The following is a 25266-nucleotide window of genomic DNA, read 5'->3' on the forward strand; positions in this document are numbered from 1 at the left end:
TTAATTTCCTTTCAGTTGGATCGTTTACTTTATTTATCTAGGCCAAAAATCTACCGTTACCACCTCAAACCTATACTTCTGCTTTGCATCCGGATATTTCTTTCGATCCACTTCGCTGCAAAACATATCGTATGGTCTGGCACACGTTTTATAAGGTGGATACAATGCCTGATAGATCACCAACTTCTCACCATTTTCTGTATGCTGAGCAAAAGTCAGAATCCGATACAAATACTCTGCTGTCTCCGGATTTACATTTTCACGTTTGAAATGCTGAACGATATCACCAATATGAAATCTACATTCTTCCATACTCTGCATCTCCTCCGTTCTCTTATTTCCACACCTTCCAGATATCCGGCTAATATCCAAGAGTGAATTGTTTTCCATTACGGACCACCGGTGTTCTTAATCACCTGCGGGTTTTCCAGTACCTTCTCAAGTTTATCTTCCTCTGCAATGTACTTAGTGAGCGCAAGCAGATCCTTATTCTTGCCCTCCCAGTTTATCATATTTTCCAGTCCACCATTTGTCTGGGCGACAGAATTAAATTTCCCCTTGCTCATGCCTTTTTCTTTCATATCAATAAACTGAAACTTAATCCCACGTTCTTTAAAGAAACGTTCTGCTTTCTTTGTATCATTGCACTTCTTTGTTCCAAAAATCTGTATATTCAAATTAGTTTTCCTTGTCCATCGCCATATGTATCATTTTTTCAAAAGACTCTCTGAAATGTTCATCATCCTCTGCTGTTCGTTTTCTTGGCCCTTTCAAATGATTCTTTCCGGATGCCCTTCGTGCTTTCTTGTTCAAGTGACGCTCCATAAGCATCTGGTCAATATTTTCATTCGTATACCATTTCCCGGACTGATGAATCGCATATGCACCCTTTCCAAGAGCCATTGCCGCCACTCCATAATCCTGTGATACAACAATATCTCCTTTATGACAAATGCTGATCAATTTATAATCCACTGCATCTGCTCCGGCTCCAACTACGATCACTTTACTATAATCAGAAGCTAACACATGATTGGTATCACACAACAACGTTACCGGAACATTGTGCTCTTTTGCAACTTTTTCAACAATACCAACTACCGGACAGGCATCTGCATCAACAAAAATCTGCATATTTTCTCCTTTAATCACACCTGAATGGAGTGCGAACCTCAATAAGATTACCACTGGGATCATACAGTCTTACAAGCTTCTGGCCACCTGCAATTTCTGTCAGTTCAGTGGCATATCGGACGAAATACTTACCAGATTCATATTTCGCAAGCAATGCTGCTATCAAAAGCGCTGTCCATACAATGGTACATACAAAATGGAAGATTCTCCTAATTTTGTATGTAAGGGTGTGCTCACCGAGCGCACCACTGCAATAAAACCCTCGTCATATTTTGTCAATCACGAGTGATAGACTTTGATTTGAAATTCTCACATTAGGAATTTTCGTTTAACCGCCACAGCGCAGCTGCTAGATAAAAATCATAGGTGGCCGGCATAAGGGTGAAATCGGTGTTTGTTATCTGCTTTATCTTATTAAGCCTGTACGTCACAGTATTTCTATGCAAAAACAAGGTGGCTGCAGTGGTGCTCAACTGGGAGTCGCAGTCGATTAGGTACACTGCAAGGGTTTCCATCAGGTTATTACTGTCGTCCTTTAAGGCTTCTATTATGGATTTGATTTGATCGTTTCGATTGCCTCTATTTATAGCTAGATTTGTGATTTCCTGCGAAAATATAACATCATACATGTCGCGAAATTTTCGGTGGATGAAAATTTTGCTCATTGCTGCTGAATTTGCACAAAAGTCTGAGTATATTTTCCTCATTGAAGTTAGATTTTTGCTAGACTCCAAGAAAAACAAGGCTCCCTCATACTCGTTTATGCATTTCTCTATTTCCGTAGCTATAATGCCATCATCCTTTTGGGAAACCATTATAGAACTTAGAATTACAAGTCTGTCGTCAATAATATCCTTAACGTAGAATCTTTCACTTTCCTTCAATATGCCTTCAATCTGCCGAAGAATGTCTGTTAAATTGTCTTTTTCCGATTCTACTACAAGAATAGTTGAAAGCTTAGAAAAAGGCACACCACTAGCTTCAAGGAATTTTTCTCCTATTACGCGCGATGATTTCAAGATCAAAGTAATAACAGTATTATAATTCTGCATATCGAGGGTGTAGCCCCATAAGGTTGAGAAGAAATTTGTGCATGCACAAATTTCATCTAGCTTGTGTTCACTAATGCTGTTTTCGTTGCTTGAAGCATATAATGTAAGCCAGGTATTTCCTGCGTGGGGGAACTCTTTTCTATACAAATAAAATGACTTATCCTGCAACATTATGCTTTTACAGAAATGGTCCGTTGAGCCATCAGCGAAGGCATTAAAAAAGAATTCTGGACCAAATTGTCCAAAGGACGGCTTATATATAGATGTGAAATATAAACCGTTTTTGTTATAAAGCACAAGGTTACAGTTATAAGTTTCAGCTATTACATTTAGCAGGGTTTCCATGCTTCTTTTATTGTAAGGAATCTGCTTCAATCTATTCTCCACAGTGTCTGAAAAGGAATCCGTAGATGCCTGATCGTAGAAAACAGCCCCCATTACATCTTTAATTACATCACTATAACTAACACTATATTCTGCTTCGTCTTCAATAAGAATTAAAGGTATGTTCATAACGTCTGCAGTCTGCAACAACTCGTCAGACACCTGAGGGATGACGTCGCCCACGTAAAACAGCACTAGTGCAACGCCTCCAGCATCATATAAGTTTCTCATTTCCTCGCATTGTCTAGTAGGATCATCTTTAATTGAATAAAATGACGTGACTAACAACTCATTGGGATTGAATACACTAATTGCCTCTACAGACTTTGCAGGTATTTCTATTACAGATACTGATGATACTATTCTACCCAGTCCATTCTTGCCTGCAATCACTCTCGCAGAATGAAAAGAGGGTAGTCTTAAACAATCTTGAACAGTAACACTCATGGCTCCTCCTAGTATAATTTTTTCCTTTATGATATCAAAACTCACAGTCATAAACAAGGCTTTTGTGCAAAAGCACAATATGATTGATAAATAATTCTGTCATCTGCATAATTATCATTTATAATAATGTGTGCTATCATAGAGAAGATTCAAAAGGAGGTACCCATTATGAGTACAAATGAAAATAAAGGTAAGAAAGCAGAAGTCACAGCTCTGCAGGCAATTTCTGCTGAAGACAGAAAAGACTGGATTTCGTTAGCCTTCGTTCAGGCCGGCATATGTGTATGCGTTCCTGCATTCCTATTGGGAGCGTTATTAGCGGAAGCAATGCCTATATGGCCAGCAATTATTTCAGGGTCACTAGGCTACTTAATTGTAGTAGTAGGTATGGTTGCAACGGGAATGATAGGCTGTGACCTTGGACTAGCATCCTGCACATGCTGTCAGGCCGGCTTTGGAAAAAGCGGAGCTAGATTTATCGTAAGTACAGTCTTTGCTGTTAACATGATTGGCTGGTTTGGAATCCAGAATGGAGTATGTGGAGAAGCCTTCAGTAACGCAATGCTAGCTATGACCGGATGGGATATTCCAGTTGTAGTTTCAAACACAATTTGGGGAATCATAATGCTTCTGACTGCAGTATATGGAGTGCATGCGCTAGAAAAACTAGACAAGATTTCTATTCCATTACTAATGATCATTATGTGCTACGGAACATTCCTAGCATTTAAGGTTTACGGAACAGGAAACCTTAACGATGAAGGAACCGTACAATCTATGAGCTTCATGTCAGGTGTAGCACTATCATTTAACTTCACTGCTGTAGGTACAATCACTGGTCCTGACTATACTAGATTCCAGAAAAGCAGAAAAGACACTGTTAAATCTGTATTCTACGGTGTATTCCCAATGGGTGTAATAACTCTGATTATGGGAATCGTTCTTACAAAGCTATCAGGACAGTATGATATCAGTATGGTTCTAATTGAAGTAGGACTTCCACTCCTGGGCATCATTGCACTTGTTATTTCAACATGGACAACTAACTCAACAAATGCTTACAGCGCAGGTCTTAACATTGTTATGGCACTTAAGCTTAAAGATAACCGAAGAAGAGAAGCTACTTTAATTTCAGGAATTGTTGGTATTGTATTATGCGACCTGGGTATCTTGGGACACATTGAGGGAGTGTTAAGCTTACTATCATACGTTGTTTGTCCTGTTGGCGGAGTAATTCTTGCTGACTACTGGGTTGTAGGAAAAGGTAAAGCTAAGAACTTTAGACCACAGGACGGTGTAAACTGGGCTGGTGTAATTGCTTGGGCATTAGGTGCAATTATTTCTTATACACTAGTTAAAATTGAATTCGTTGGTATCATTATAGGTTTTGTTATCTATCTTATTGCAGAGCGCTTTATTCCATCTGCATCAAGAGATAACGCCGAAAATATAGCATAAATTATCACAAAAAAGAGGAGACAGAAAAATGAGAGAATTAAACAAACAGGACATGATTGATCTATTGTACGGATGTGCAGTGCTTGGTACCGGTGGTGGCGGTCCACTTGCTGACGGTTTGGCTCTTTTAGAAGAACATTTCGAAAAGGGAAAAACTCTAAAATTAATCACTTTAGATGAACTTCCAGATGACGAGTATGTTGTTACTCCTTATGGTTGCGGTGCTCCATCAGCTAAACCTGATCCTAGATTAGCTCATCTGAAGCATAGCGAAACAGCTTCCGCAGTTTTAGCTGTACAGGCTCTAGAGGAATCTTTAGGTAAGAAAATGTATGCAATTGGCTCAACTGAATTAGGTGGAGAAAATACAGCTGAGGCTCTTCACGTTGCACTGTTAATGGATTTACCTCTTATTGACGCTGACCCAGCCGGACGTTCAGTTCCTGAACTGCAGCATTCTACATACTATGTAAAGAACGTTCCTATTTTCCCTATGGGCGTAGCTACAAAATTTGGTGAAAAAATTGTAATTCAGAATGTAGCGGATGACCTAAGAGCTGAAGATATCGTTAGAGCTATTGCTGTTGTAAGTGACAACCTTGTAGGTGTAGCTGATCACGCAAACGTTGGTAAGGTTATCAAGAATTCTCTAATTCCTGGTGCAATTACTTACGCTCAGGAAATCGGTAGAGTTCTTAGAGAAACAAAGGAAGCTGGCGGAGATGTTGCTTCTGCTATCTGTGATGATAAAGAAGGTAAAGTATTATTCAGAGGACACATTTCAGATTACACTTGTGAAACAAGAGATGGCTTCAACTTTGGTGAAATTCATCTAAAGGGCGAAGGAGATTATACGGACGAAGCATATCGCATCTGGTTAAAGAACGAAAACATCATCTCATACCGCAATGGCGAAGTTGATGTAATTGCTCCAGACCTAATCTGCATGATTAACGGAGAAGGAAATCCAATGACTACACCTAATTTTGAAGTTGGTGATAAGATGACAGTAATTGCACTTCCATCCCCTGAAATCTGGACTACTCCAGAAGGTTTGGAATGCTTCGGACCTAAGCACTTTGGATTTGATGTTGAATACAAACCATTTGAAAAATAATTGAAGATGTACAAGGGCCGGTTGTATAATAATATATGATCGGCTTTTGTTTTAGAAATTATTGCGAGGAACTATCGCGAAGAAGTAAGGGAGTGATAAAAATGGAAAAGATGATTGATGATTTACGTTCTATAATTAATATCAACAGTGTGTGCGAAAAAGACTTGTCCAGCGCTTATCCTTTTGGAGAAGGTGTACACATGGCCCTAAATAAAGCTCTAGAAATATGCAAGAGCTACGGGTTTGAGACTAAAAATTGCGAGAATATGATTGGATATGCTGAAGTAGGAAGCGGAGAAACTCTAATGGGCATTCTGGTTCACCTAGATGTGGTACCTGCTGGTGATGGCTGGGACACGGATCCTTTTTCTCTTGAAATCAAGGATGGAAAGGTTTACGGTCGTGGTGTGACAGATGATAAAGGACCTGCAATAGCAGTAATCCATGCCATTAAAGAACTTCTTGACGAAGGTGTTACATTTAATAAGAGAGTCCGCATCATTTTCGGTCAGGCAGAGGAGACCGGTGCGTGGGAAGACATGGAATACTATAAAAAGAACGAAGAAGCCGTTGACTTTGGTTTTACCCCTGATGCTGATTTTCCTGCAATCTACGGAGAAAAAGGAATTGCACACTTAAAAATTGCTTTTAAGAAGTCCGATACTTGCTTCAACAATGTTTCTGGCGGAACAGCCATAAATATGGTTCCAGACAGCTGCACTGCGTCATACTCTGTTCATGGAGAAACAAAGACTCTCTCTGTAACAGGTAAGGCGGCCCATGGAAGTACTCCTGAGGACGGAGAAAACGCCATTTCAAAGTTGATGAATGAACTGAGTGGAGTTGTTACAGATTGCAAACTTGTTGAGTTCTTCCACGAATTTATTAAGCTAGAATATAACGGCGAAAGTCTTGGCGGACAGGTCTCAGATGAAGCAAGTGGTCCAGCAAGCTACAACATTGGTAAGATTGAAACTGTTGGCGATGATATTGTTCTATACATTGACTTACGTTATCCTGTAACCTTCAATCTCGAAGACATTGTAAATGCCATTAATAGTCATCTTTCAGAAAATGGTTTCAGTGATGTTAAGGTAGAGGTTATTACAAATAAACCTCATGTTTATATGGACAAGAACGGTGCTGTTATCCAAACTCTTCTTTCCGCTTATCGCGATGAAACCGGAGACATGAGCGAACCAACGGTCATCGGTGGCGGAACCTATGCAAGAGCAATGAATGGAATTGTTGCCTTCGGCCCTATGCTACCAGGTAGAGAATTGACAGAACATCAGGCAAATGAATATATCTATTTGTCTGATTTGATCCTTGCTAAAGAAATCTATAAGACTGCAATTAAAAGACTTGTTTCAGAATAATAATCAGGAAAAAAAGTGCTCATCATTCCTGTAACCATAATCTATTCTTTTAGCAGATTTGATTTTGTTGCTGAGGCTTTCAAACATAGAGCGTCGTAATGATCCCTTTTTAGAGTTTTTTCGATATTATCTATCAGGGGGTATACGCCGCTCTATTTTACTATGAAAAAACACTTGATGTTCTCTCGCAAGCTCGCTTAACTACCAAAGTAAGTCAGCCACTAAAAACGGTGAAAAAATCTAAGAGATTTTCCCACCGCCATGTCTGGATCACTCCGTCTTTCTATTCATTTCTTATATCCATCTTGTTTAATCTTAAATATTACAAACAATACTCCTTATCAAACATCATTTTGCATCTTTCAATAGCATTTTGTACATATTCATCTTGCACTATATAATAAATGTATTTTCCTTGTCTTTGACTTTTTACTATACCATTAGCTTTTAATATATTTAATTGGTGGGAGACTGCCGACTGAGACATCTCTAATTCTTCCGCTAATTCTCCAACACATCTTTTTGTCTTTAATTCAAGCACTATCCTTAGTCTTGTAGAATCTCCCAGCGTTTTGAAAAATTCCACCAATTGCAAGCAATCTTCTATAATAAGTTTTTGCATTTTCATCTAAATTATAAATTATGCACTCTTAATGCTCTAATAGCATTTAATATTGCAATAATCATGACACCAACATCTGCGAAAATAGCAAACCACATATTCGCAATACCTATTGCACCTAATCCAAGACATGCAAATTTGATAACCAATGCAAAAATGATATTCTGATATACAATTCTAAGACATTTTCTCGAAATCTTGATTGCTTTAGAAATTTTTAGTGGATCATCATCCATAAGGACTACATCTGCAGCTTCAATTGCCGCATCAGAACCCATTGCACCCATTGCAATTCCAATATCAGCACGAGTCAATACAGGTGCATCATTAATTCCATCTCCAACAAAGGCTAGTTTATCTTTCTCTGCTTTTGTGGAAAGTAGTTCTTCTACTTTTGACACTTTATCTGCTGGAAGTAATTCGCTATATACTTCATCAATTCCAAGTGATTGTGCCACTTGGTCTGCCACGCGTTTTGCGTCTCCTGTAAGCATTACTGTTTTTTCTACCCCAGCTTTTTTCAATTCCGCAATCACTTCTTTTGAATGAGGTTTTAATATATCAGAAATTACAATATGTCCCGCATATTTTCCGTTAATTGCCATGTGAATGATTGTTCCAACTCTATGACAATCATGATACTCTACACCTATTTTTTTCATAAGCTTGCTGTTTCCAGCAGCCACCTCATTGCCGTCTACTTTTGCGATAATTCCATGTCCACTGATTTCCTTTATATCAGAAACTCTGCTACGGTCTATTTCCTTCCCGTAAGCTTTTTGCAAACTTTTGCTGATTGGGTGAGAAGATGCACATTCTGCCAAAGCAGCATATTCCAAAAGTTTCTTTTCTTCCATCTTATTGTGATGAACAGCACTTACTTCAAATACACCTTGTGTCAAAGTTCCTGTTTTATCAAACACGACATACTTTGCTTTTGACAAAGTTTCCATATAATTAGAACCTTTAATCAACACACCTTCTTTACTAGCACCACCGATACCAGCAAAGAAACTAAGTGGGATACTGATAACCAATGCACATGGACAGCTAATTACAAGGAAAGTCAGAGCTCTGTAAATCCATACTCCCCATTGTGCTGTTTGGCCTAAAAACAACATTTGCACCAACGGTGGTAATAACGCCAATGCCAATGCTCCATAACATACTGCAGGAGTATATACCTTTGCAAATTTAGAGATAAAGTTTTCTGATTTGGATTTCCTTGAACTTGAATTTTCCACAAGCTCTAAAATTTTTGAAACTGTTGATTCACCAAACTCTTTTGTTGTTTGAATTTTTAAAACACCAGTCATATTGATACAGCCACTGATGATTTCATCGCCCTGTTTTACATCACGAGGTAAACTCTCACCTGTTAATGCACTTGTATTAAGGCTCGACGAACCCTCTATTACAATACCATCTAATGGAACTTTTTCTCCTGGTTGCACAACAATTGTACTATCAACACCAACTTCATCAGGATCTACTTTTTCTAATTTTCCATTAATTTCTATATTTGCATAATCTGGACGAATATCCATCAACGCGCTAATATTTTTTCGGCTTTTTCCAACTGCATAACTTTGGAATAATTCTCCAGTTTGATAAAACAACATAACAGCGATTGCTTCATTGTAATCCCCACTTCCTGAGTAAATTGCTAGTGCAAAAGCTCCCACTGTTGCCACCGCCATTAAAAAGTTTTCATCAAAAACTTGTCGGTTTATAATTCCTTTGCCTGCTTTCTTTAAAATATCATAGCCGATTATTAAATATGTTGCCAAGTAAAGTAATAGTTGCGCAATTCCTGTTATCTGTATCAAATTCAAAGCAATAATCATAACTGCTGCAATAATAATTCTTGTCAACATTTTTTTCTGCTTTTTATTCACAGTCCATTCCTCCTATTTATTTTATATATGTTTAATCATTCATATATTTGTTTTAAATTTGCACCCCTTCTATATTTAGGGGTGCGTTTTTTCTAAAGTTCAATCTCACAATCTGGCTCTACCTTTTTGCAAGCCTTTAAAACATCATTCATAACTGCTTTTGGTTCTGTTCCATCTTCGAACTCTACAATCATTTTTTGTGTCATAAAGTTTACAGTTGCATTTGCTACTCCAGCTGTCTTTTTTGCTGCATCCTCCATAAGATTTGCACAGTTTGCACAGTCAACTTCGATTTTGTAAGTTTTTTTCATTATAATATCTCCTTTCATAATTGTTATTTCCATTCAACAATTAAGTACTTGTTTAACTGTTATGACTGCAGTATAATTCTCTTATAACCTAAAGTCAACAGAGATATGTGATTACCTACTAAATGGGCGAAACACATTTCTAAACAGAGCAAAATGAAAGGAAGAGCGTATATGTCTTATATGAAATTACCACATAATCATCATAACGAAATAGATAATACTGAGTTATTAGAACAGCTTAATGATATTCAACACTTTCAAATAGTTTCAGAATTATTTAAACAATTAAGTGACCCTACACGTGTTCGTTTATTTTGGCTTTTATGTCATTGTGAGGAATGTGTTCTAAATCTATCTGCAATGATGAAAATGACAAGTCCTGCCATATCCCATCATCTTAGAGAGTTACGAAACAAAGATTTAGTATCTAGCAGACGTGTAGGAAAAGAAGTTTACTATAAATCAGCAAATACAGAGCAGAGTGTATTATTTCATAAAATGATTGAAAGGATTTTGATGATTACCTGCCCTGAACACAAGGAGTAAATATTATTATGAGCAAAAAAATCACATCATTAGAAAAATGTATTCAAGAACTTTCTCATAAATATCCTATAGTTAGTTATGATTTATACGAAGGTATAACGCTTGCTTTTATGTCATTAACTGGCAACAAACATACTGATACACATGAGCCATTAAGAAATATTTTAGAAATCAATTACTGTCATAAGGGACGAATTGGGTGGAAAATGTCTAATGGAAATAGCGTTTACTTAGGTGAACATGATTTTTCATTACATACAATGGAATATTGCTCTAACTCTACAATAACTTTACCTAATGAATACTATGAGGGGATTAGCATTTATATTGACTTAAATACCCTTTCTGAAGAACCGCCCGAATTATTAAAAAATACTGGGATTACAGGAAATAGTATACTTGATAAATTTTGTAAAGATGAAAATTTTTCAGCTTTTATTGGCAATGAAGAAACAGACGCTATCTTTTCATCATTCTATCATCAGCCAAAAGAATTTCAACTTGCATATTGGCGAATAAAAGTGATAGAACTCTTACTGTATCTAAGTAAATTATCCTTCGATACAGAAAACCGATTGTCTGAATATCAATCTGAACAAGTTGAACTTGTTCGTAGTATACACAAATACCTTTTGGATAATATAAGCCAACGGATAACAATAGATGAAATGGCACGCAAGTATCTTATCAATCCTACTACATTAAAGTCCGTCTTTAAAGCTGTATACGGTACTTCTATTGCCTCACATATAAAAGAACATCGAATGAAATTTGCAGCTCGTTTGCTAATGGAAACGCCAAAAAGTATAAAGGAAATTGCGAAAGAAGTAGGGTATGAAAGCCAAAGTAAATTTTCTAAAGCTTTTAAGGAATATTATGATGTTTTACCAACAGAGTATCGAATATTCCATTCAAACAAATTAAAATAATTTAATGCTCTATACAATAGCTTTAAATCAATATTTTATGTGTAATAGGGTTTTGCATCCAAAAAAGATACTATGATACTCTCGTAGTATCTCTCCCTAATTGGAATATTATATTTTTGCGAGCAAGTAATCATAGGTTATTTCTTAATATCCCTTTTTGGGGAAACTCCTCATTTTCTTACACCTATATATAAGGAAATATCTGTATTATTCTTCGAAAAGTGTCGCTATATATCAAGTCGCTATAAAACAAGAGAGAATGTCTTCGAACATTCTCTCTCATTTACATAATAAAATATCACCTTTTCTGTTTTCTTAAATGTAATACATATTTCCATACATCAATTGGCTTAAGTTTGGCTTAAAGGCTTACTTTTTAGCATTTTTACTTGCTATTTTTTCTGCTTAAAATCTTCTCTTAGTACAGCTTTGCTCCTGCTGGAATCTGATCATCAAGAATCAAAACATTGAGTCCTTCTCTTCCTTCTACAAGGTGTGTAGCAGAGATGATCATACCACAAGAATCAATTCCCATCATCTTACGTGGTGGAAGGTTTGTGATTGCAAGTAATGTCTTTCCTACTAAGAATTCTGGCTCATAGTAATCGTGAATTCCGCTTAAAATCACACGATCTACGCCACTTCCGTCGTCTAATACAAACTTCAGAAGCTTCTTAGATTTTGGAACTGCTTCACATTCTTTAACCTTTACAGCACGGAAATCTGACTTGCTGAATGTATCGAAATCAACCATATCTTCGAATAATGGTTCTACTTCTACGTTAGAGAAATCGATCTCAACCTTCGCTGGTGCAGCTGTTTCTTCTACTGGAACAACTACTTTTGCAGCTACTGGAGTTGTCTGTGCAGCATTGTTTGCTTCGTTCTTAGCAGCGCCCTGTGACTTCATTGTTGGGAGCTTGCAGCGAGATTTTATATATATCTATTTGCCTCTACGCTTCTCTATTCTTCAAGCTTCTAATAATCTACATTTTTATATAACTCTACAACTTTTATTACAAGTTACCACCAATTTGGTGTAAAAGTGGTGCAGTTGTTGGTGTGCGCCCCTTATTATGAAATTTTAATCTTACCGCATAAATCTTCAAATGATTTAACTTTCGCCTCTTTTGTTGCTTCCGCATAAATTTCCATCGTTGTTGCGATATCTTTATGTCCCATAATTTCCTGAATTACTTTAAGATTTGTTTCATTCTCACAATACCTTGTAGCAAATGTATGTCGCAAATTATGGCAAGAAAAGTTAGGCAGTAAAACTGGTGCTCTACGTTCTCTCTCTGCTCTTTCTATTTCTTCTTCATTATATGCCAGAGTTATACGTTTGATTGTTCTATTGATTGTCTGAGGATTATGTGCAAAACCATTTCTGTTCAAGAAAATAAAATCTGTATATCCATCAATTGATGCCTGACAAATTAATCCTACTTCCTCTTGATACTTTTTCTCATTCAAAAGTGCCTGTTTTACTTCTGGCAACATTGGAATAATTCGGTATCCTGCAGTAGTTTTTGGTGATGTTACTGAAAAATAGCACTTGCCTTTATCTCTCTGGTAGTACACCATATTGTGATTAATTTCAATATAATTCTCATCCATATGAACATCTTCCCAACGTAACCCAACCACCTCTGATACACGACATCCTGTTCCCAAGAAGAATGTAAACAATGGAAGCCAATGTTTATATTTTTCGCTTTTATTTATATAGGAAACAAAAGCTTCTTGCTGCGGAATTGTAAGAGCATGACGTTTAGGTGTTTCAAAGTTATGTGATCGCTTCACATCTCCTAAAACTAAGTCGCTAGGATTTATCCTAATATAACCATCTTCAACCGCTAATATAAATACTTGATGAAGCACCGTATGAATACTCTCCAATGTTGCAACTGACATTTTCTTAGAATCCACAATGCCATTATAGTATCTTCTCACATCTGATTTTCGGATTTCCTTTATCTTTCTGTTTCCAAAATCATTCATAACAAAATGCTCATACATATAAATATAATTATTGCGAGTAGTTTGCTTTAATCCCACCTTATCATTTTTCCACATTTTATAGACATCATTCAATGTAATGTTCGAGCTTCCTTGTTGGATCCCATCCCGCAGATCATTCTGAATTTCTTTTTCTTTTTCACGCAAGCCTTCTAATGTAGAACAATATACCGCATGTCTTTTTTTATCTCCACCAATCCAGCGATACATATAAAGTCCATCATTTTTTCGATAGGTTTCTCCGTCTTTCAACACTCTCCCTTTATGATCTTTTCTTTTTTGCATTCTTTTCTCCTTTTCTATACAAAGAAAAGGACTCTGCAAACTTATTATAACGCTTGCAAAGTCCCTTTTCTACGCCTAATTATTCATTTTTTTACACCAATAATTTATATAGAATATGCTGTTTCCGTATATTCATCTAATTTTTTACGTTTAATCAATCGCTTTGTTCCATTCCATAAAACAAACTGGCAATTCTTCTCATCCGTCATTTTGCGGAGCTTGTTAATTCCGATACCAGAATATGCAGCTGCTTCCTCAAGAGTTAAATTACTCTTTTCCCAAATAGGAACTTCTTTTACCATAGGCATCTCCTCCTTCCTTTTTTATAGACTTATTTTTCCTAATTTCCCCGACAGAGAGAGGAACTTGTTTTTCAGGTGCTTTTATCTCATCAAGCTCCTGGCAACAAACTATTTCAAAACTTTTTATTTCTTTCATACCGAAAATCAATACATTATCTTCTTTCTTATTTTATTTTTTAATGTTCTTTGTTGCCATCTTAAAAAACAGTATAAATAACCAGTAAAATCAACATTTTCATATGTCATCAAAACTGGCAACAAAGTTCGTTTTTTGAATAAAACAGCTGTATTATCAGGAAGATTTCCTCTCTCTTGTCGGGCTAATGGAACGGAAGTTCCATTTGTTCTGTTGCCGAAAGTTCTCTAAATCCATCTCCGCCAATTTCGTTGCCGCCCTCTATCTCTTCACTTTTTCGAGTCCAACAGCGTTGTCTTCCATACCCTTCTGAGGTAAATCTATGATAACCACCTCGCTTCCATCCAATAATCTGAGTATCCATGATTTGACAAATTTCATTCGTCTCATACTTCTTAGGCTCACGATCTCCGTGATTAAAAGCCTCACTCCAAATCTGAATAGAACATACATAATTTCCTTTATAATTATCAAGCCACCCCTGGATTGTTCCTGCCAAAGTATCCTCTTGCATAAACTGTTTCCGGTACTCATCAATTTCCTTTTGCATTTCTTTTGTGAATTTCAGAAGATTACCTTTGTTTTCTTCACTGTGATAAATAATCATTGCTTCTGCCCACAATTGATTAAAATATGCTCTAGCTTCTTCTTCATCATCTAAAATATGTTTCTCTGCTTTTGAAGCATCAATCATGATTGGAAGAAACCTTCTTGCACCAGTTCTATCAAACGGAATAAACTGATAGGTATTCGTAGATCCAGCGAATACGCATTGCCTTTTTCGATCTTTTTCAAAACGTGCATAAGCCGTTCTATATGTATCCTTTTGTCGGCTCAAAAATGATTTTATTTCTTCGTTACTTTTTGCACTGATAGCAGCAATCATTTCAGACATTTCTATGATCCAATGTCCTCTAATTGATTCAAATACCTTCTTATCACCCAAATCTCTTAAATCATCCGAAAACCAATTATCTTTCAAGGATAAAAAACGAAAGAACGTGGATTTTCCTGCGCCTTGTTGTCCCACAAGACAAAGCATTTCATCCGCTTTTATTCCCGGATAAAACACTCGCAATAAAGCCTCCATCATAAAGTGTTTTAATACTTCATATACATAGTCTGAATCATCTGCCCCCATATATTTTTTCAGCACATATCGTATTCGTTCTTCTCCATCCCATTTTAATGTTTCTAGGTATTCGCAAATCGGGTGATACGCTCTGTTTGCAGCTTCAATTTGCAATGCCTTATACAAATTTTTTTCATTTCCTAATCCATAGTACACTTCAAAATATAGATAAAACTGATCAATCGCATTGTCGGTCAGAATCTCCCAATCTTCATCCCACCAAAGTTTCCTCGATATATCGACTCTTTCAGACAACCGATTATATCGAAGACAACCTTTAATCAATGGATCATCTCGAAAAATCATCATATAATTTTGAACCGTTCCTTTGATATCTCCCTTTTCATTTTTCAGTAAACATTCCTTAATTTGTCTGATTGCATTTAGATCTGCCATCTCACCCATCCGTTTCAAAGTATCCTTCTTTTTATTTTCATCCATTTTTTCTGCATCTTCTCTCAATCTTTTCAACCTCCTTCTTAATCATTTCAACAACTTGCTCTTTTTCTTCCTCTTCTCCGAATAATAAAAGATCTAAGTAATATTCAACAATGGTCAGATATTTCAACGCCTCTACAAATTTTTCATCCCACTCTTCTTCCGGCGATTTAGGTGCAAATTCTTTTTTCCATTTTTGCAACAATATACGGTAATCCAACATCGCACGAACACATTCTATATACTCTTGTTCTTCTGATTTCACTAAATTTTTTTCTGGTTTGCTCTTCAAAATCTTCCTTGGTTTTTTTATTTTTCTTCTGTCTACTCTAGATATTTGAATTCCGAAATCATCTGCTAATTTTAATGCAGCCTCTTTTAAGGAAAGTCCAAAAAGCTGTGCTGTGAAATCTATCACATCACCAGTCACTCCACAACCAAAACAATAATATCTTCTATCTACTTTCATGCTTGGTGTTTTGTCATTATGAAAAATACAACTAATCAGCCCTGATTTTGTTATCTTAAATCCATATAACTCAGCCGCCTGCCGAACTGTTACATTTTCTTTCACTTCATCAAATAATCCCATAATCCCTCCAATCCAAAAAGAGCACTCTGTTTATTCCAACGGAATTCCCAAAATGCTCTTATCGCTCATTATCTAATGAGGACTCTTTATTCAATTTTCCAGTTTCTCCATTTCTTGTTATACTTGCTTTCTTCTCAGATAATTTTTTTAATATAGATGGTTTTACTTCTTTTTTTATTTCTTGAACCATGATATTTTTGTTTTCCGGTTTCAATAATCTGTTTTTCATTTTCGAAATCGTCTTCGTAATTGCATATTCAATCTTTTTAATTACTCCATCTAACCGCTCAAGAGCATACTGTTTTTCCCTTTTAGATGCCCTTCTCTCTGGATTTAAAACCCATTTCTTACTATCCTCCACTAATTTAATATCCTCTTTCCTAGTAGCAATCTCAATTTCATCTGCAATTCTTTCCACCGCCTTTTCATAAACCTCATCTGTAACATCATCTATCAGTTTTTCTACATCTTCAATTTTAAATTCAAGCTGTTTCAGTGTTTCGTCTTGCTGAAGAATTCGCTCCGCATTATCAAAAAATTCTTCTGACTGTGCTTTGAGCTTTTTCTCTTGATCAATAATCTTTATGCTGTTTTCTTTGTACTGAACCTCTTGTTCAAAGATCTCATATTTTTTCTGATTAACCACTTCTATCTGACTCTGAATTGATTCTTCCAAAGATGCAATATCCTTTTTCTGCTTCATTCGAATATAATCTTGCTTTTCAAGATATTCCCTTCCACCATAACTTGGTTCTTCTTCTAACTCTAATCCGTGCTTTTTACAAATATCAAAAAGGAGTATTCTGCAAGTAGCATCAAAAACCATTTTCCTATTGTTAAATCTACCAGCCTTCTTTTCCGGATTTGGCAAGTCAAAACCTAATGTTTCAAGTGCTTTTTCCTGTTGGGGAAATATTTCTCCATAAGCATTCTTACAATCAAAAACATGGCGTTCATGAATGTGTGGAGTGGACTCATCCAAATGCAAGGACCAGTTCAATAAATGAAAATGTTCTCCAAAACGATCACTAAGTTCTGTAATAAATTCTGTTACGATAGTCAACAACACATCCGGATCAACATAATCATCTTTTGTTCCAATCTGATAAATGGTTTCTTCCGGACACGTTTTCTTATGAGTCCTAATATCATCTGTTGTTCGGTTTCTTTCAGGATGATGATTTTTCCAATTTCTTGCATTCTGTCCTTCCACATAATCTTGATAATGAATCTTATAAAATAGTTGTTCCACTTCTTCAAAGGAATCGACAATCTCATCCTCTCTTCCTGTTACTGAAGCAGATCTGATACCATTATAACAATCCCAATAAACATTTCTCTTGGCTCGTTCCAAATCGATATGATCACTATTGTCAATATCGAACTGTCGATCATTGTGCTTGGGATTATAAACACCATTCTTTCCAGTTCTTCCATTATGTCTAGTTAGTTTCATCTTGTCGTCTCCTTCCTGTTCTCGCAAAAAATTGCAGCGAAGCTGCCATAAATCCTGCCTTTATCGTCAGGAAATACCCAGTACTAAGTGGCGAAACGCCACTTAACTGGGCAAGGCTGCCGCCCTTGACCTGCACAGGGGTATTGCATTCCCTGTACCCATGCACAAAGGGTTGCACCCTCTGTACTCCCGCCCGAACAAACTGACTTCGCCCCGTCCCAAGCTCTGTCAGTTCCTTCGGTTTTACAAAACAGTCCACCGGACTATTTTGCAAAAAGAAAAACCGACGCATGATCGCTTTACGCTCAATACATCGGTTTCTTCATCTGACCTTAACAGTCGTATTCAGTTATCTAATATTGTACTGTTATAAAATCTATGTCATTTACGATTCTTCTTATGCTGATTTGTCCAGTAAGATTTTACAGGGATTCTTCTTCTCTCTATATCTTCCATAAATTCTTCTTTATCGATATTACTATCAATGGTAAATAGCTTTTCCCCATTTACATATACACGCACAGAACCTTTTTTTCTCTCGCAGTAGGTAATATCCCCAAAACGAAAAGTTCTCTTTTTTCCAAAAGTTGACCGCCATGTGATTTCATCTCCGTTCACTTCCAGTTTCCACATTACCATATTGACTATTCCGCTTATGCCTACTAAAAAAAATATTCCAAATATACAAATGACAAACATATCTTCTTTTTCCCTAAGACTCATAGCCGTACAACAAGCAAAAAATATTGTACCTACGATAAATGCCACGACAAGGAATTTCTCTGTTTTTATTGTATAATGCGTTCTAATTATTCCCTTTTTCTGTTCTTCCTCTCGTTCTTTAGCTCTCTTTTGTTGAAGATTTACAAGATATTTCAAAAGAAGAAGTACAACTAAATAGGGACCTATTTGTGTAATTATATTCAAACACATTCGTAAAAAATTATTCATTTTTGCCCTCCATAGTTCCAGCTATATAAAATTGATTGTTTGAAATCGAGTATTAAAAACCCCAATTTTTCATATCTCATTATACTTCATCAACATAAAGAATGGAAGAAAAAATTTTGTGTACAGGGTTCCTGTTCAAACCTTGTAACGCACATTTTCGCAAAATCCATAGTCCCCGATACTTTCCTCACGGGTGATATACAGTCGGAATTCTGTCAGCTCATGAAATAAGAAAAACCGACGCATGATTGCTTTACGCTCAATACATCGGTTTCTTTATCTGACCTTAACGGTCATATTCAGTTGTGGCAGATTGCAGATAATCTGCAAATAGATGAACATAAATTCTAAATTACTTAGATTTATTTTTCATTTTTACGGAAAATTCATAGCTCCACACTGGAATGTGCAATCGATTCATTTGCTCTATGAACAACGAAAATTCCATATTATCATCAAATGTAAATATCCTTTTATCTCCTATATAGACACGAAATGCTCCACTTTTTTTATATACACCTTTTGTTATATCTTTGAAATTATATTTTCTTGTACGACCAAAAGTAGAGCGATAAGTAATTTCCATATCGTTTACTTCAATTTTCCATAAACCTATATTTAGGGCAGCTATTAACATAGACGCTGAAATTATTGACAAAAATATAATTACCCATAATTCTTCGTGTGTATAAATTGAATATATAAATAATCCAATGCTACATACACCGAAAAAAGAAAATAGCCAACATAGATATTTTTCTGACTCTATAAGATAACATTTTGATAAGAATTCTTTATTGCTTTTTTGTTTTTGATTCTTTTTATAAATAATATATCCTAAGACACCTATTACAGAAGCTATCGGAATAATAGAACCACCTATTTTAATAAATGTAGCTCTCGATTGAGTGTCAGCCATAAAAAGGATAAACAGCAAATAACCTAATACAAATACGCAAACAAAAACTACCTTAATCAACAGTTTACATTTTTCCAGAAAAACCATAGCATTCTTTCTATGCTTGATATGCTGATAAATTACCGAGATAATTTCAAATAACATAGGTATTCCTATGATGAAGAGATAAACTCCAAAAGAATCATATAAACTAATTAAGAATTGCATCTTCTCCCTCCTACACTTTACAAGGAAACTTTCTGAATTATTATTTTATCATATCTTCATGCCTTAAATCTACAAATAAGTGTTAATAATTCCGAAGTGGCATTAAATTTTCACAGCATTTTATCTTGCTACCCGTAACGCACATTTCCGCAAAATCCATAGTCCCCGATACTTTCCTCACAGGCGATAGGCAACGGTCAAAACATCAGGTCTGTACCTGACATTTTAACCGCATATCAGCCCTGATTATCACATTATCCCTGCTGACTGTTCAGCCCATGCTTTTTCGCATATTCACTGGCTTTCTGTCTGCGTTCCTCACTGTAAGGCGGCAGGAAGCGGATAGACAGACGGGACTTTGCCAGCACATAAGAAACACCGCCTTGAACATTGGATTTTTCCAGTCGGCAAAGGTCAGGGTACTTCTTAGAAAAAGCAGCTAACCTCTTTTTCAATCCGGCGTTGTGGGTGTAGATATTTGCCTTGTCCTCTCCCTCATTAAAGAGAATAATAGTTTCCTTCTCATACTTCGTTAATCTTGTCATAAATATCATTCCTTTCAATTCTGTATCAAAAAAATCAAGTGTAGATATAGTTTTTTGCACTTCATCACCTACACATATAGTTTTTATTAAGCTATCTCTTTCACAATTAATAAATCCTTTTATTGCGCTTTCAAATATTTCCGTTCCCTAACCCTCTTCTTTTTAGGATTGTATGCTCTGAAAAGATACGCCGCATGCATATTCAGTTCAGGTATCCTCATATTCAAAAGCTATTCAATTGTCAATGTACAAAGATTGATATTATTAAATATCCTTCTATATAACGAAATGCTGAGAGGCATTTTTACAGGGTCTTCTGGGAAATATATAAAAATTTTTGAATTGTTGATGTGTGATATAGAATAAAAAATAACCAACTACAACGCTGATTACTTCTATTTTTGATATTGAGATATTTTCAATAAAACAAAAAAACAGCTGGGTGTACCAACTTTTTTGGTACACTCAACTGTATCTTTTATTACTATTTTTCTTTTACACCATTCTTTTGCAGAGTCCTTCCCTTAGACTTTTAAAAAATTTGGTGTAAATGTGGTGTAGTAACCTGTTTTCCTGTTTAAAATATAGCTTAAAACTTCTTGCTCTTAGTACAATTTTGCTCCTGCCGGAATGTGATCATCAAGGATCAGAACGTTCAGTCCTTCTCTTCCTTCTACAAGGTGTGTAGCGGAGATGATCATACCACAAGAATCAATTCCCATCATCTTACGTGGTGGAAGGTTTGTGATTGCAAGCAATGTCTTTCCAACCAGTTCTTCTGGCTCATAATAATCGTGAATTCCGCTTAAAATCACACGATCTACGCCACTTCCGTCGTCTAATACGAACTTCAGAAGCTTCTTGGATTTCGGAACTGCTTCACATTCTTTAACCTTTACAGCACGGAAATCTGACTTGCTGAATGTCTCGAAGTCAACCATATCTTCAAACAATGGTTCTACTTCTACATTAGAGAAATCGATCTCAACCTTCGCTGGGGCAGCTGTTTCTTCTACTGGAACAACTACTTTTGCAGCTACCGGAGTTGACTGTGCAGCGTTGTTTGCTTCGTTCTTAGCAGCGCCCTGTGACTTCATTGTCGGGAAAGATTTCACGTTTTCTTCATGATTCTTCGGGATGCGTCACTGTACTATTTTTTCTAAATTTATAAACCTTATAATTACTTCATTATTCGTCATTATTAAATTTTCTTTGTTGTCAATTTGCTGTAAACCAAACAAATTGTTGTCATCCGTTATACTAAGCACTTCTCAAAAAATATCTAATTTTGCTGCTAAATTCTCGAATGATTCTTGTTTCTTTTCTTCTGTTGCTTCCGCATAAATATCCATCGTTGTTTCAATGTTTCTATGTCCCATAATGGATTGAATAACTTTTAAATTTGTTTCATTTTCGCAAAGTCGTGTACAAAAAGTATGTCTCAGATGATGGCAAGAAAAATTAGGTAGTATAATAGGATCTCTGCGTTCTTTTTTAGCTCGCACCACTTCGTCTGCATTATAACTATTTGCTATACGCTTAATCGTATGATTGACTGTTTGTGGATTTGGAACCATTCCAAAACGATTACAAAAAATAAATCCTGACATTCCATCAATTTCTGATTCATTAAAACCATTTTCAAGTTGTTCTTCATAAAGCATTTCAAAAGCATCTTTCACAATATCCAGCATTGGAATTGTACGAATTCCCGCTTCCGTTTTAGGTTTGGATATTCTCAATACACTTTTGTTGCTTTCTGGTTTTTGATAATAACTCAAACTGTGATTGATACTGATTGTTCTTTTGTCATAATCTAGGTCTTGCCATCGAAGCCCTAATGCCTCACCAATTCTACATCCTGTTCCAAGCAACACCGTAAACATAGGCCACCAATGATAATATATCGGATGGTTCGCAATATATTCCATAAATGCTCTTTGCTGCTCTACTGTCAATGCATGTCTGATTCCTCTGTTCTTCCCGGATTCTCTGCTGATTTCTTTCATTACTCCATCAGTAGGATTATTTCGTATAATCTCATCCCGCACTGCCAACTGAAATGTTGGATGAAGCAAACAATGAACCGTATCCAATGTTCCTAATGAAATTTTTACTTCATTAAGAAGATAATAATAAAACTGCAATACATCAGAATACTTTATATCAGCAATCCGCTTTTTTCCAAAGGTATCACGTACATAATGATCGTACGTATATAAATATGAACTTTTTGTAGATTCACGCAAATTATACTTCGTGGACATATACCGATCAAACGTATCATTCACACTTGCCTTACCAGCAACATAGAGGTCCAATCCGTCCAACTGATCCTTCATCAGTTTAGCTTCTTTCTCTCTTAGTTCTGCCAGATCGTTAGCATATATAAATTTACGTCTGCCCATCGGATCTGTATAGGTGTACATATATCTTTTATCTGATGATCTTTGTACTTCTCCTTTGCGTAAAGATCTTCCTCGCAAATCTTTTCTAACTTTCGCCATAATAGTTTCCTCCTCTTAAGAGAGAAGCACTCACTATTTTTTCTGCTCGGATAAAAGTATCTCTACCCCTTTTAGGACAATGTCCGTTGTAGTCATTTTATGTTGTTCGGCGTATGCAAGCATCTGGGAATATAGCTGATCAGGAACACGAATGCTTAATACTTTCTTCTTTGCATTGTCTGATTTTGGTCTTCCCATCTTTTTCATTTCAGCTCTTATACCTCCTATACCAACATTATACTTTCTGTATGACATAAAGTCAATTAAAAATGCAGAAAACTATAGAAGTTCTTCTCCCGTATTTTCTCTCCTAAAATTTTAATACTCTCGGAATGTTTCCAAATATTTTTCAAATATCTCGCAATTAACCAAAGCTACTTTATCAATTTTATAGACTGCTTTTGCCTCTTTTGCCAATGCCTGAAATTTTGTCAATCCTAAACTATATTTCTCCGCACCTTCTGGATATCTCACGAACTTCTTTTCCATTTTTTTAGTAGCTTCCACATCTTTTCTTGCAAAACCCATTTCACAAAACTCCTTTCCATTTATAAATAAGAAGAAAACAAATTTGTCTTCTCATATAACGAAAGGAAATCAATGGATTTTACAGGGTGATTATGATAAAAAGTTAAAAAAATAGTTGTCAAAGGCTTTTCTTCGACAACTATCGTTACAAATTACTAATATTCATATTGAATTATTTTATTTTCATATTTTATATCACAACCCATTTCTATAAATCTCGTTTATAACGGCCTGTGCCTGTTCCATTTCTTTTTTCTTTATGAATTCTTCCCGGTCACTTAAAATTGCTATCATCTCATCTATTACATCTTCTATTCTAGGTTCCGTGTAACGATACAGGTATCCTAACATTCTAGTCGCCGTATAATCAGTATTCAAAATATTGTAAGCTATTTCTGAACAAAGTTCTTTTGGATATCCTTTGGTAAGTAAAACCTTGTACAACTCATCTGTTCTCTCTGTTTTCATAAACCATCTCTCCTGTAAATTTTACGCTGCTTATATCAATATTCCTTCCCAATGATCCAACTCATGCTGACAGATCTGCGCGATCCATCCATCAAGTTTCAAATTCTGTTTTACATCATCAAAAGTCTGTTTCATAATAATTTCAACATTCGTCCAACAAATCAAGATGATTAAGAATTCCATCTATATAAAATCAAAAAGTGATAGTTGCTCACACTTATCTTTTTCTTCATAGGTACGCAGATATTCAAACACTTTATCATTATCATGAACAATATGGTATTTGTCACATGTTTGATTGAATATCTTCCGTAGATGGTTTTCATTTGGGCTTGGCAAAATATATTGATTACCATAATAGGCAATATATTTTCCTTTCAGTCCAGGAAACAAATGATCCAATTGTTTATAGAAATATTCACGATTCCCTTCTCGTAAAGTCAAACCCATACCAAAATTTATAATCCCATACACTTTTGCTTCAACGCAATAATTTAATATACCACGCAGATTTTCTTCAGTATCGTTAATAAACGGCAAGATTGGACATAACCATACAACCGTAGGAATGCCCTCTTGATGCAAAATCTTTAACGCTTCATACCGTTCTTTGGTTGTACTGACATTAGGCTCTAATTTCCGACACAACTGTTCATCGTAAGTAGTTAATGTCATCTGTACGACACATTTCGTTTTTTCATTGATTTTTTTTAAAATATCTAAGTCACGAAGCACTTGGGTTGATTTCGTAATCAGGGTAAACCCAAACCCATATTTTTCAGCAAGTGACAATGATTTTCTCACATACCGCAAGTCATTTTCCAATGGGATATATGGATCGGTCATTGCTCCGGTACCTATCATACATCGCTTCCGTTTTCTTTTCAGGGCATCCTCTAGCAACTCAAGTGCATTCTGTTTTACTTCAATATCTTCAAATGCATGATTCATATGATAGCAATCACTTCTTGAATCACAATAAATGCAACCATGCGTACATCCCCGGTATAGATTCATTCCATTGGATGCCGATAGAATGCCTTTTGATGTTACATAATGCATTTCCTTCCCCCTTTCATCTATCGCCTGATATCTTGTTGTCCTACGCACACCTGGAAGAGGTAAACATCTAGTTTCTGTCTCATAAGGAAAATTAGTTTTATCATTTTCTTCATACTTTTATTCTCAAAATCGTTTTTGATTGATTCTGAATTGTAGTATAACAGTTTTTTAACTTTTTTTCTATCTCGCCCTGTATTTTTCCCTCTGAGCATTTCGTTATATGAGAGGGTAAATTTTTCAAGAGCAAGATCCACCCGGGTAATACCGTATCCTCATTTTATGAGAACGGTCTTATCCCCGGGTTAGGTATCTTGATGGGGATTACGTTTCCCCATACCCTCGCTTTTGCATCAAAGATGCAGTCAGTATCCACAAAAATGGATACTGCACTAATTCTCTATCGGAAGGGACAGCCGATAAAAATTAGTGAACTGTAACACTA

At 35.9% G+C, this 25266-nt stretch carries 26 protein-coding genes and 5 pseudogenes; 5 read left to right on the plus strand and 26 right to left on the minus strand.

Translation table 11 applies throughout. The annotated features are described in order from the left end of the window. Positions 1-33 precede the first annotated feature (33 nt). From C0979_RS05925 to C0979_RS05945, 5 genes and pseudogenes are all read right to left on the minus strand, one after another. Positions 34-291, minus strand: a pseudogene (locus C0979_RS05925) (DUF1653 domain-containing protein); the annotation flags it as partial. A gap of 70 nt (positions 292-361) precedes the next feature. Then, positions 362-677, minus strand: a pseudogene (locus tag C0979_RS05930) (arsenate reductase family protein). 1 nt (position 678) lies between these two features. Continuing rightward, positions 679-1134 carry a YaiI/YqxD family protein gene (locus C0979_RS05935; protein ID WP_101695133.1) on the minus strand — a complete coding sequence of 152 codons (456 nt, stop codon included), beginning with the start codon at positions 1132-1134 and terminating at the stop codon, positions 679-681. A 10-nt stretch (positions 1135-1144) separates the two neighbouring features. Then, positions 1145-1279, minus strand: a pseudogene (locus C0979_RS12380) (VOC family protein); the annotation flags it as partial. 169 nt (positions 1280-1448) lie between these two features. Then, a complete protein-coding gene (locus C0979_RS05945) occupies positions 1449-3017 on the minus strand; it encodes a PucR family transcriptional regulator (RefSeq protein WP_159459858.1) in 1569 nt (522 codons plus the stop codon). 168 nt (positions 3018-3185) lie between these two features. Here C0979_RS05945 and C0979_RS05950 point away from each other — a divergent pair, with 168 nt between their 5' ends. The 3 genes from C0979_RS05950 (at position 3186) to C0979_RS05960 (ending at position 6971) form a co-directional block, all read left to right on the plus strand. Continuing rightward, positions 3186-4475, plus strand: a complete 1290-nt coding sequence (locus C0979_RS05950) for a cytosine permease (protein WP_159459859.1) — start codon at positions 3186-3188, stop codon at positions 4473-4475. A gap of 28 nt (positions 4476-4503) precedes the next feature. Next, positions 4504-5592 (plus strand): S-methyl thiohydantoin desulfurase family protein, encoded by a 1089-nt coding sequence (locus C0979_RS05955; RefSeq protein WP_101695136.1) that lies wholly within the window; start codon positions 4504-4506, stop codon positions 5590-5592. Positions 5593-5693: 101 nt separating this feature from the next. Beyond that, complete coding sequence (locus tag C0979_RS05960; protein ID WP_159459860.1) at positions 5694-6971, plus strand: Sapep family Mn(2+)-dependent dipeptidase; 1278 nt, start codon at positions 5694-5696, stop codon at positions 6969-6971. A 322-nt stretch (positions 6972-7293) separates the two neighbouring features. On the opposite strand, the gene C0979_RS05965 is transcribed toward C0979_RS05960, so the two are convergent. From C0979_RS05965 to C0979_RS05975, 3 genes are all read right to left on the minus strand, one after another. Further along, positions 7294-7557 carry an ArsR/SmtB family transcription factor gene (locus C0979_RS05965; RefSeq protein ID WP_242953077.1) on the minus strand — a complete coding sequence of 88 codons (264 nt, stop codon included), beginning with the start codon at positions 7555-7557 and terminating at the stop codon, positions 7294-7296. A gap of 47 nt (positions 7558-7604) precedes the next feature. Further along, positions 7605-9491: a heavy metal translocating P-type ATPase gene (locus C0979_RS05970; protein ID WP_101695139.1), complete on the minus strand. Its 1887-nt coding sequence runs from the start codon at positions 9489-9491 to the stop codon at positions 7605-7607. A 92-nt stretch (positions 9492-9583) separates the two neighbouring features. Beyond that, positions 9584-9802, minus strand: coding sequence for a cation transporter (locus tag C0979_RS05975; RefSeq protein WP_101695140.1), 219 nt, complete (start codon positions 9800-9802; stop codon positions 9584-9586). A gap of 171 nt (positions 9803-9973) precedes the next feature. Here C0979_RS05975 and C0979_RS05980 point away from each other — a divergent pair, with 171 nt between their 5' ends. Further along, positions 9974-10348 carry an ArsR/SmtB family transcription factor gene (locus C0979_RS05980; protein ID WP_173725174.1) on the plus strand — a complete coding sequence of 125 codons (375 nt, stop codon included), beginning with the start codon at positions 9974-9976 and terminating at the stop codon, positions 10346-10348. An 8-nt stretch (positions 10349-10356) separates the two neighbouring features. After that, a complete protein-coding gene (locus C0979_RS05985) occupies positions 10357-11277 on the plus strand; it encodes a helix-turn-helix transcriptional regulator (RefSeq protein WP_101695142.1) in 921 nt (306 codons plus the stop codon). A gap of 418 nt (positions 11278-11695) precedes the next feature. On the opposite strand, the pseudogene C0979_RS05990 reads toward C0979_RS05985, so the two are convergent. The 18 genes and pseudogenes from C0979_RS05990 to C0979_RS06065 all read right to left on the minus strand — a co-directional run. Further along, positions 11696-12193: pseudogene (locus C0979_RS05990) on the minus strand (lysine--tRNA ligase); the annotation flags it as partial. A 158-nt stretch (positions 12194-12351) separates the two neighbouring features. Further along, positions 12352-13581 (minus strand): site-specific integrase, encoded by a 1230-nt coding sequence (locus tag C0979_RS05995; RefSeq protein ID WP_101695144.1) that lies wholly within the window; start codon positions 13579-13581, stop codon positions 12352-12354. A gap of 104 nt (positions 13582-13685) precedes the next feature. Next, positions 13686-13883, minus strand: coding sequence for an excisionase (locus tag C0979_RS06000; protein WP_009263219.1), 198 nt, complete (start codon positions 13881-13883; stop codon positions 13686-13688). Then, entirely contained in the window at positions 13849-14019 is a 171-nt protein-coding gene (locus tag C0979_RS11855) for a hypothetical protein (RefSeq protein WP_155882750.1), read from the minus strand. Before C0979_RS11855 ends, C0979_RS06000 begins: the two co-directional genes overlap by 35 nt. Positions 14020-14203: 184 nt before the next feature. Continuing rightward, complete coding sequence (locus tag C0979_RS06005) at positions 14204-15547, minus strand: virulence-associated E family protein (protein ID WP_101695329.1); 1344 nt, start codon at positions 15545-15547, stop codon at positions 14204-14206. 37 nt (positions 15548-15584) lie between these two features. Further along, positions 15585-16181: a CHC2 zinc finger domain-containing protein gene (locus C0979_RS06010; protein WP_101695145.1), complete on the minus strand. Its 597-nt coding sequence runs from the start codon at positions 16179-16181 to the stop codon at positions 15585-15587. Between the two features lie 58 nt (positions 16182-16239). Then, on the minus strand, positions 16240-17637 hold the full coding sequence (locus tag C0979_RS06015) for a serine/arginine repetitive matrix protein 2 (protein ID WP_101695146.1): 1398 nt from the start codon (positions 17635-17637) through the stop codon (positions 16240-16242). Continuing rightward, positions 17624-17929 carry a hypothetical protein gene (locus tag C0979_RS11980; RefSeq protein WP_200816243.1) on the minus strand — a complete coding sequence of 102 codons (306 nt, stop codon included), beginning with the start codon at positions 17927-17929 and terminating at the stop codon, positions 17624-17626. Before C0979_RS11980 ends, C0979_RS06015 begins: the two co-directional genes overlap by 14 nt. 89 nt (positions 17930-18018) lie before the next feature. Then, complete coding sequence (locus tag C0979_RS06025) at positions 18019-18588, minus strand: DUF6560 family protein (protein WP_101695147.1); 570 nt, start codon at positions 18586-18588, stop codon at positions 18019-18021. Between the two features lie 352 nt (positions 18589-18940). After that, entirely contained in the window at positions 18941-19714 is a 774-nt protein-coding gene (locus C0979_RS12110; protein WP_242962655.1) for a DUF6560 family protein, read from the minus strand. Positions 19715-19968: 254 nt separating this feature from the next. Further along, on the minus strand, positions 19969-20259 hold the full coding sequence (locus C0979_RS06035; protein ID WP_101695148.1) for a molecular chaperone: 291 nt from the start codon (positions 20257-20259) through the stop codon (positions 19969-19971). A gap of 605 nt (positions 20260-20864) precedes the next feature. Continuing rightward, positions 20865-21377 (minus strand): annotated as a pseudogene (locus C0979_RS06040) (lysine--tRNA ligase); the annotation flags it as partial. Between the two features lie 153 nt (positions 21378-21530). Beyond that, a complete protein-coding gene (locus tag C0979_RS06045) occupies positions 21531-22766 on the minus strand; it encodes a site-specific integrase (RefSeq protein ID WP_004606460.1) in 1236 nt (411 codons plus the stop codon). A 33-nt stretch (positions 22767-22799) separates the two neighbouring features. Continuing rightward, positions 22800-22973 carry a hypothetical protein gene (locus C0979_RS11985; RefSeq protein ID WP_004606461.1) on the minus strand — a complete coding sequence of 58 codons (174 nt, stop codon included), beginning with the start codon at positions 22971-22973 and terminating at the stop codon, positions 22800-22802. A 111-nt stretch (positions 22974-23084) separates the two neighbouring features. After that, positions 23085-23294 (minus strand): DUF6462 family protein, encoded by a 210-nt coding sequence (locus tag C0979_RS06050; protein ID WP_008976866.1) that lies wholly within the window; start codon positions 23292-23294, stop codon positions 23085-23087. A 195-nt stretch (positions 23295-23489) separates the two neighbouring features. After that, positions 23490-23762, minus strand: a complete 273-nt coding sequence (locus tag C0979_RS06055) for a hypothetical protein (RefSeq protein WP_008976867.1) — start codon at positions 23760-23762, stop codon at positions 23490-23492. 30 nt (positions 23763-23792) lie between these two features. Next, on the minus strand, positions 23793-23897 hold the full coding sequence (locus tag C0979_RS06060) for a peptide deformylase (RefSeq protein ID WP_242962656.1): 105 nt from the start codon (positions 23895-23897) through the stop codon (positions 23793-23795). A 48-nt stretch (positions 23898-23945) separates the two neighbouring features. Further along, positions 23946-24824, minus strand: coding sequence for an SPL family radical SAM protein (locus tag C0979_RS06065; protein WP_101695149.1), 879 nt, complete (start codon positions 24822-24824; stop codon positions 23946-23948). Positions 24825-25266: the final 442 nt, after the last annotated feature.

The sequence above is a fragment of the Dorea phocaeensis genome, from assembly GCF_900240315.1.
Taxonomy (GTDB): Bacteria; Bacillota; Clostridia; order Lachnospirales; family Lachnospiraceae; genus Dorea_B; species Dorea_B phocaeensis.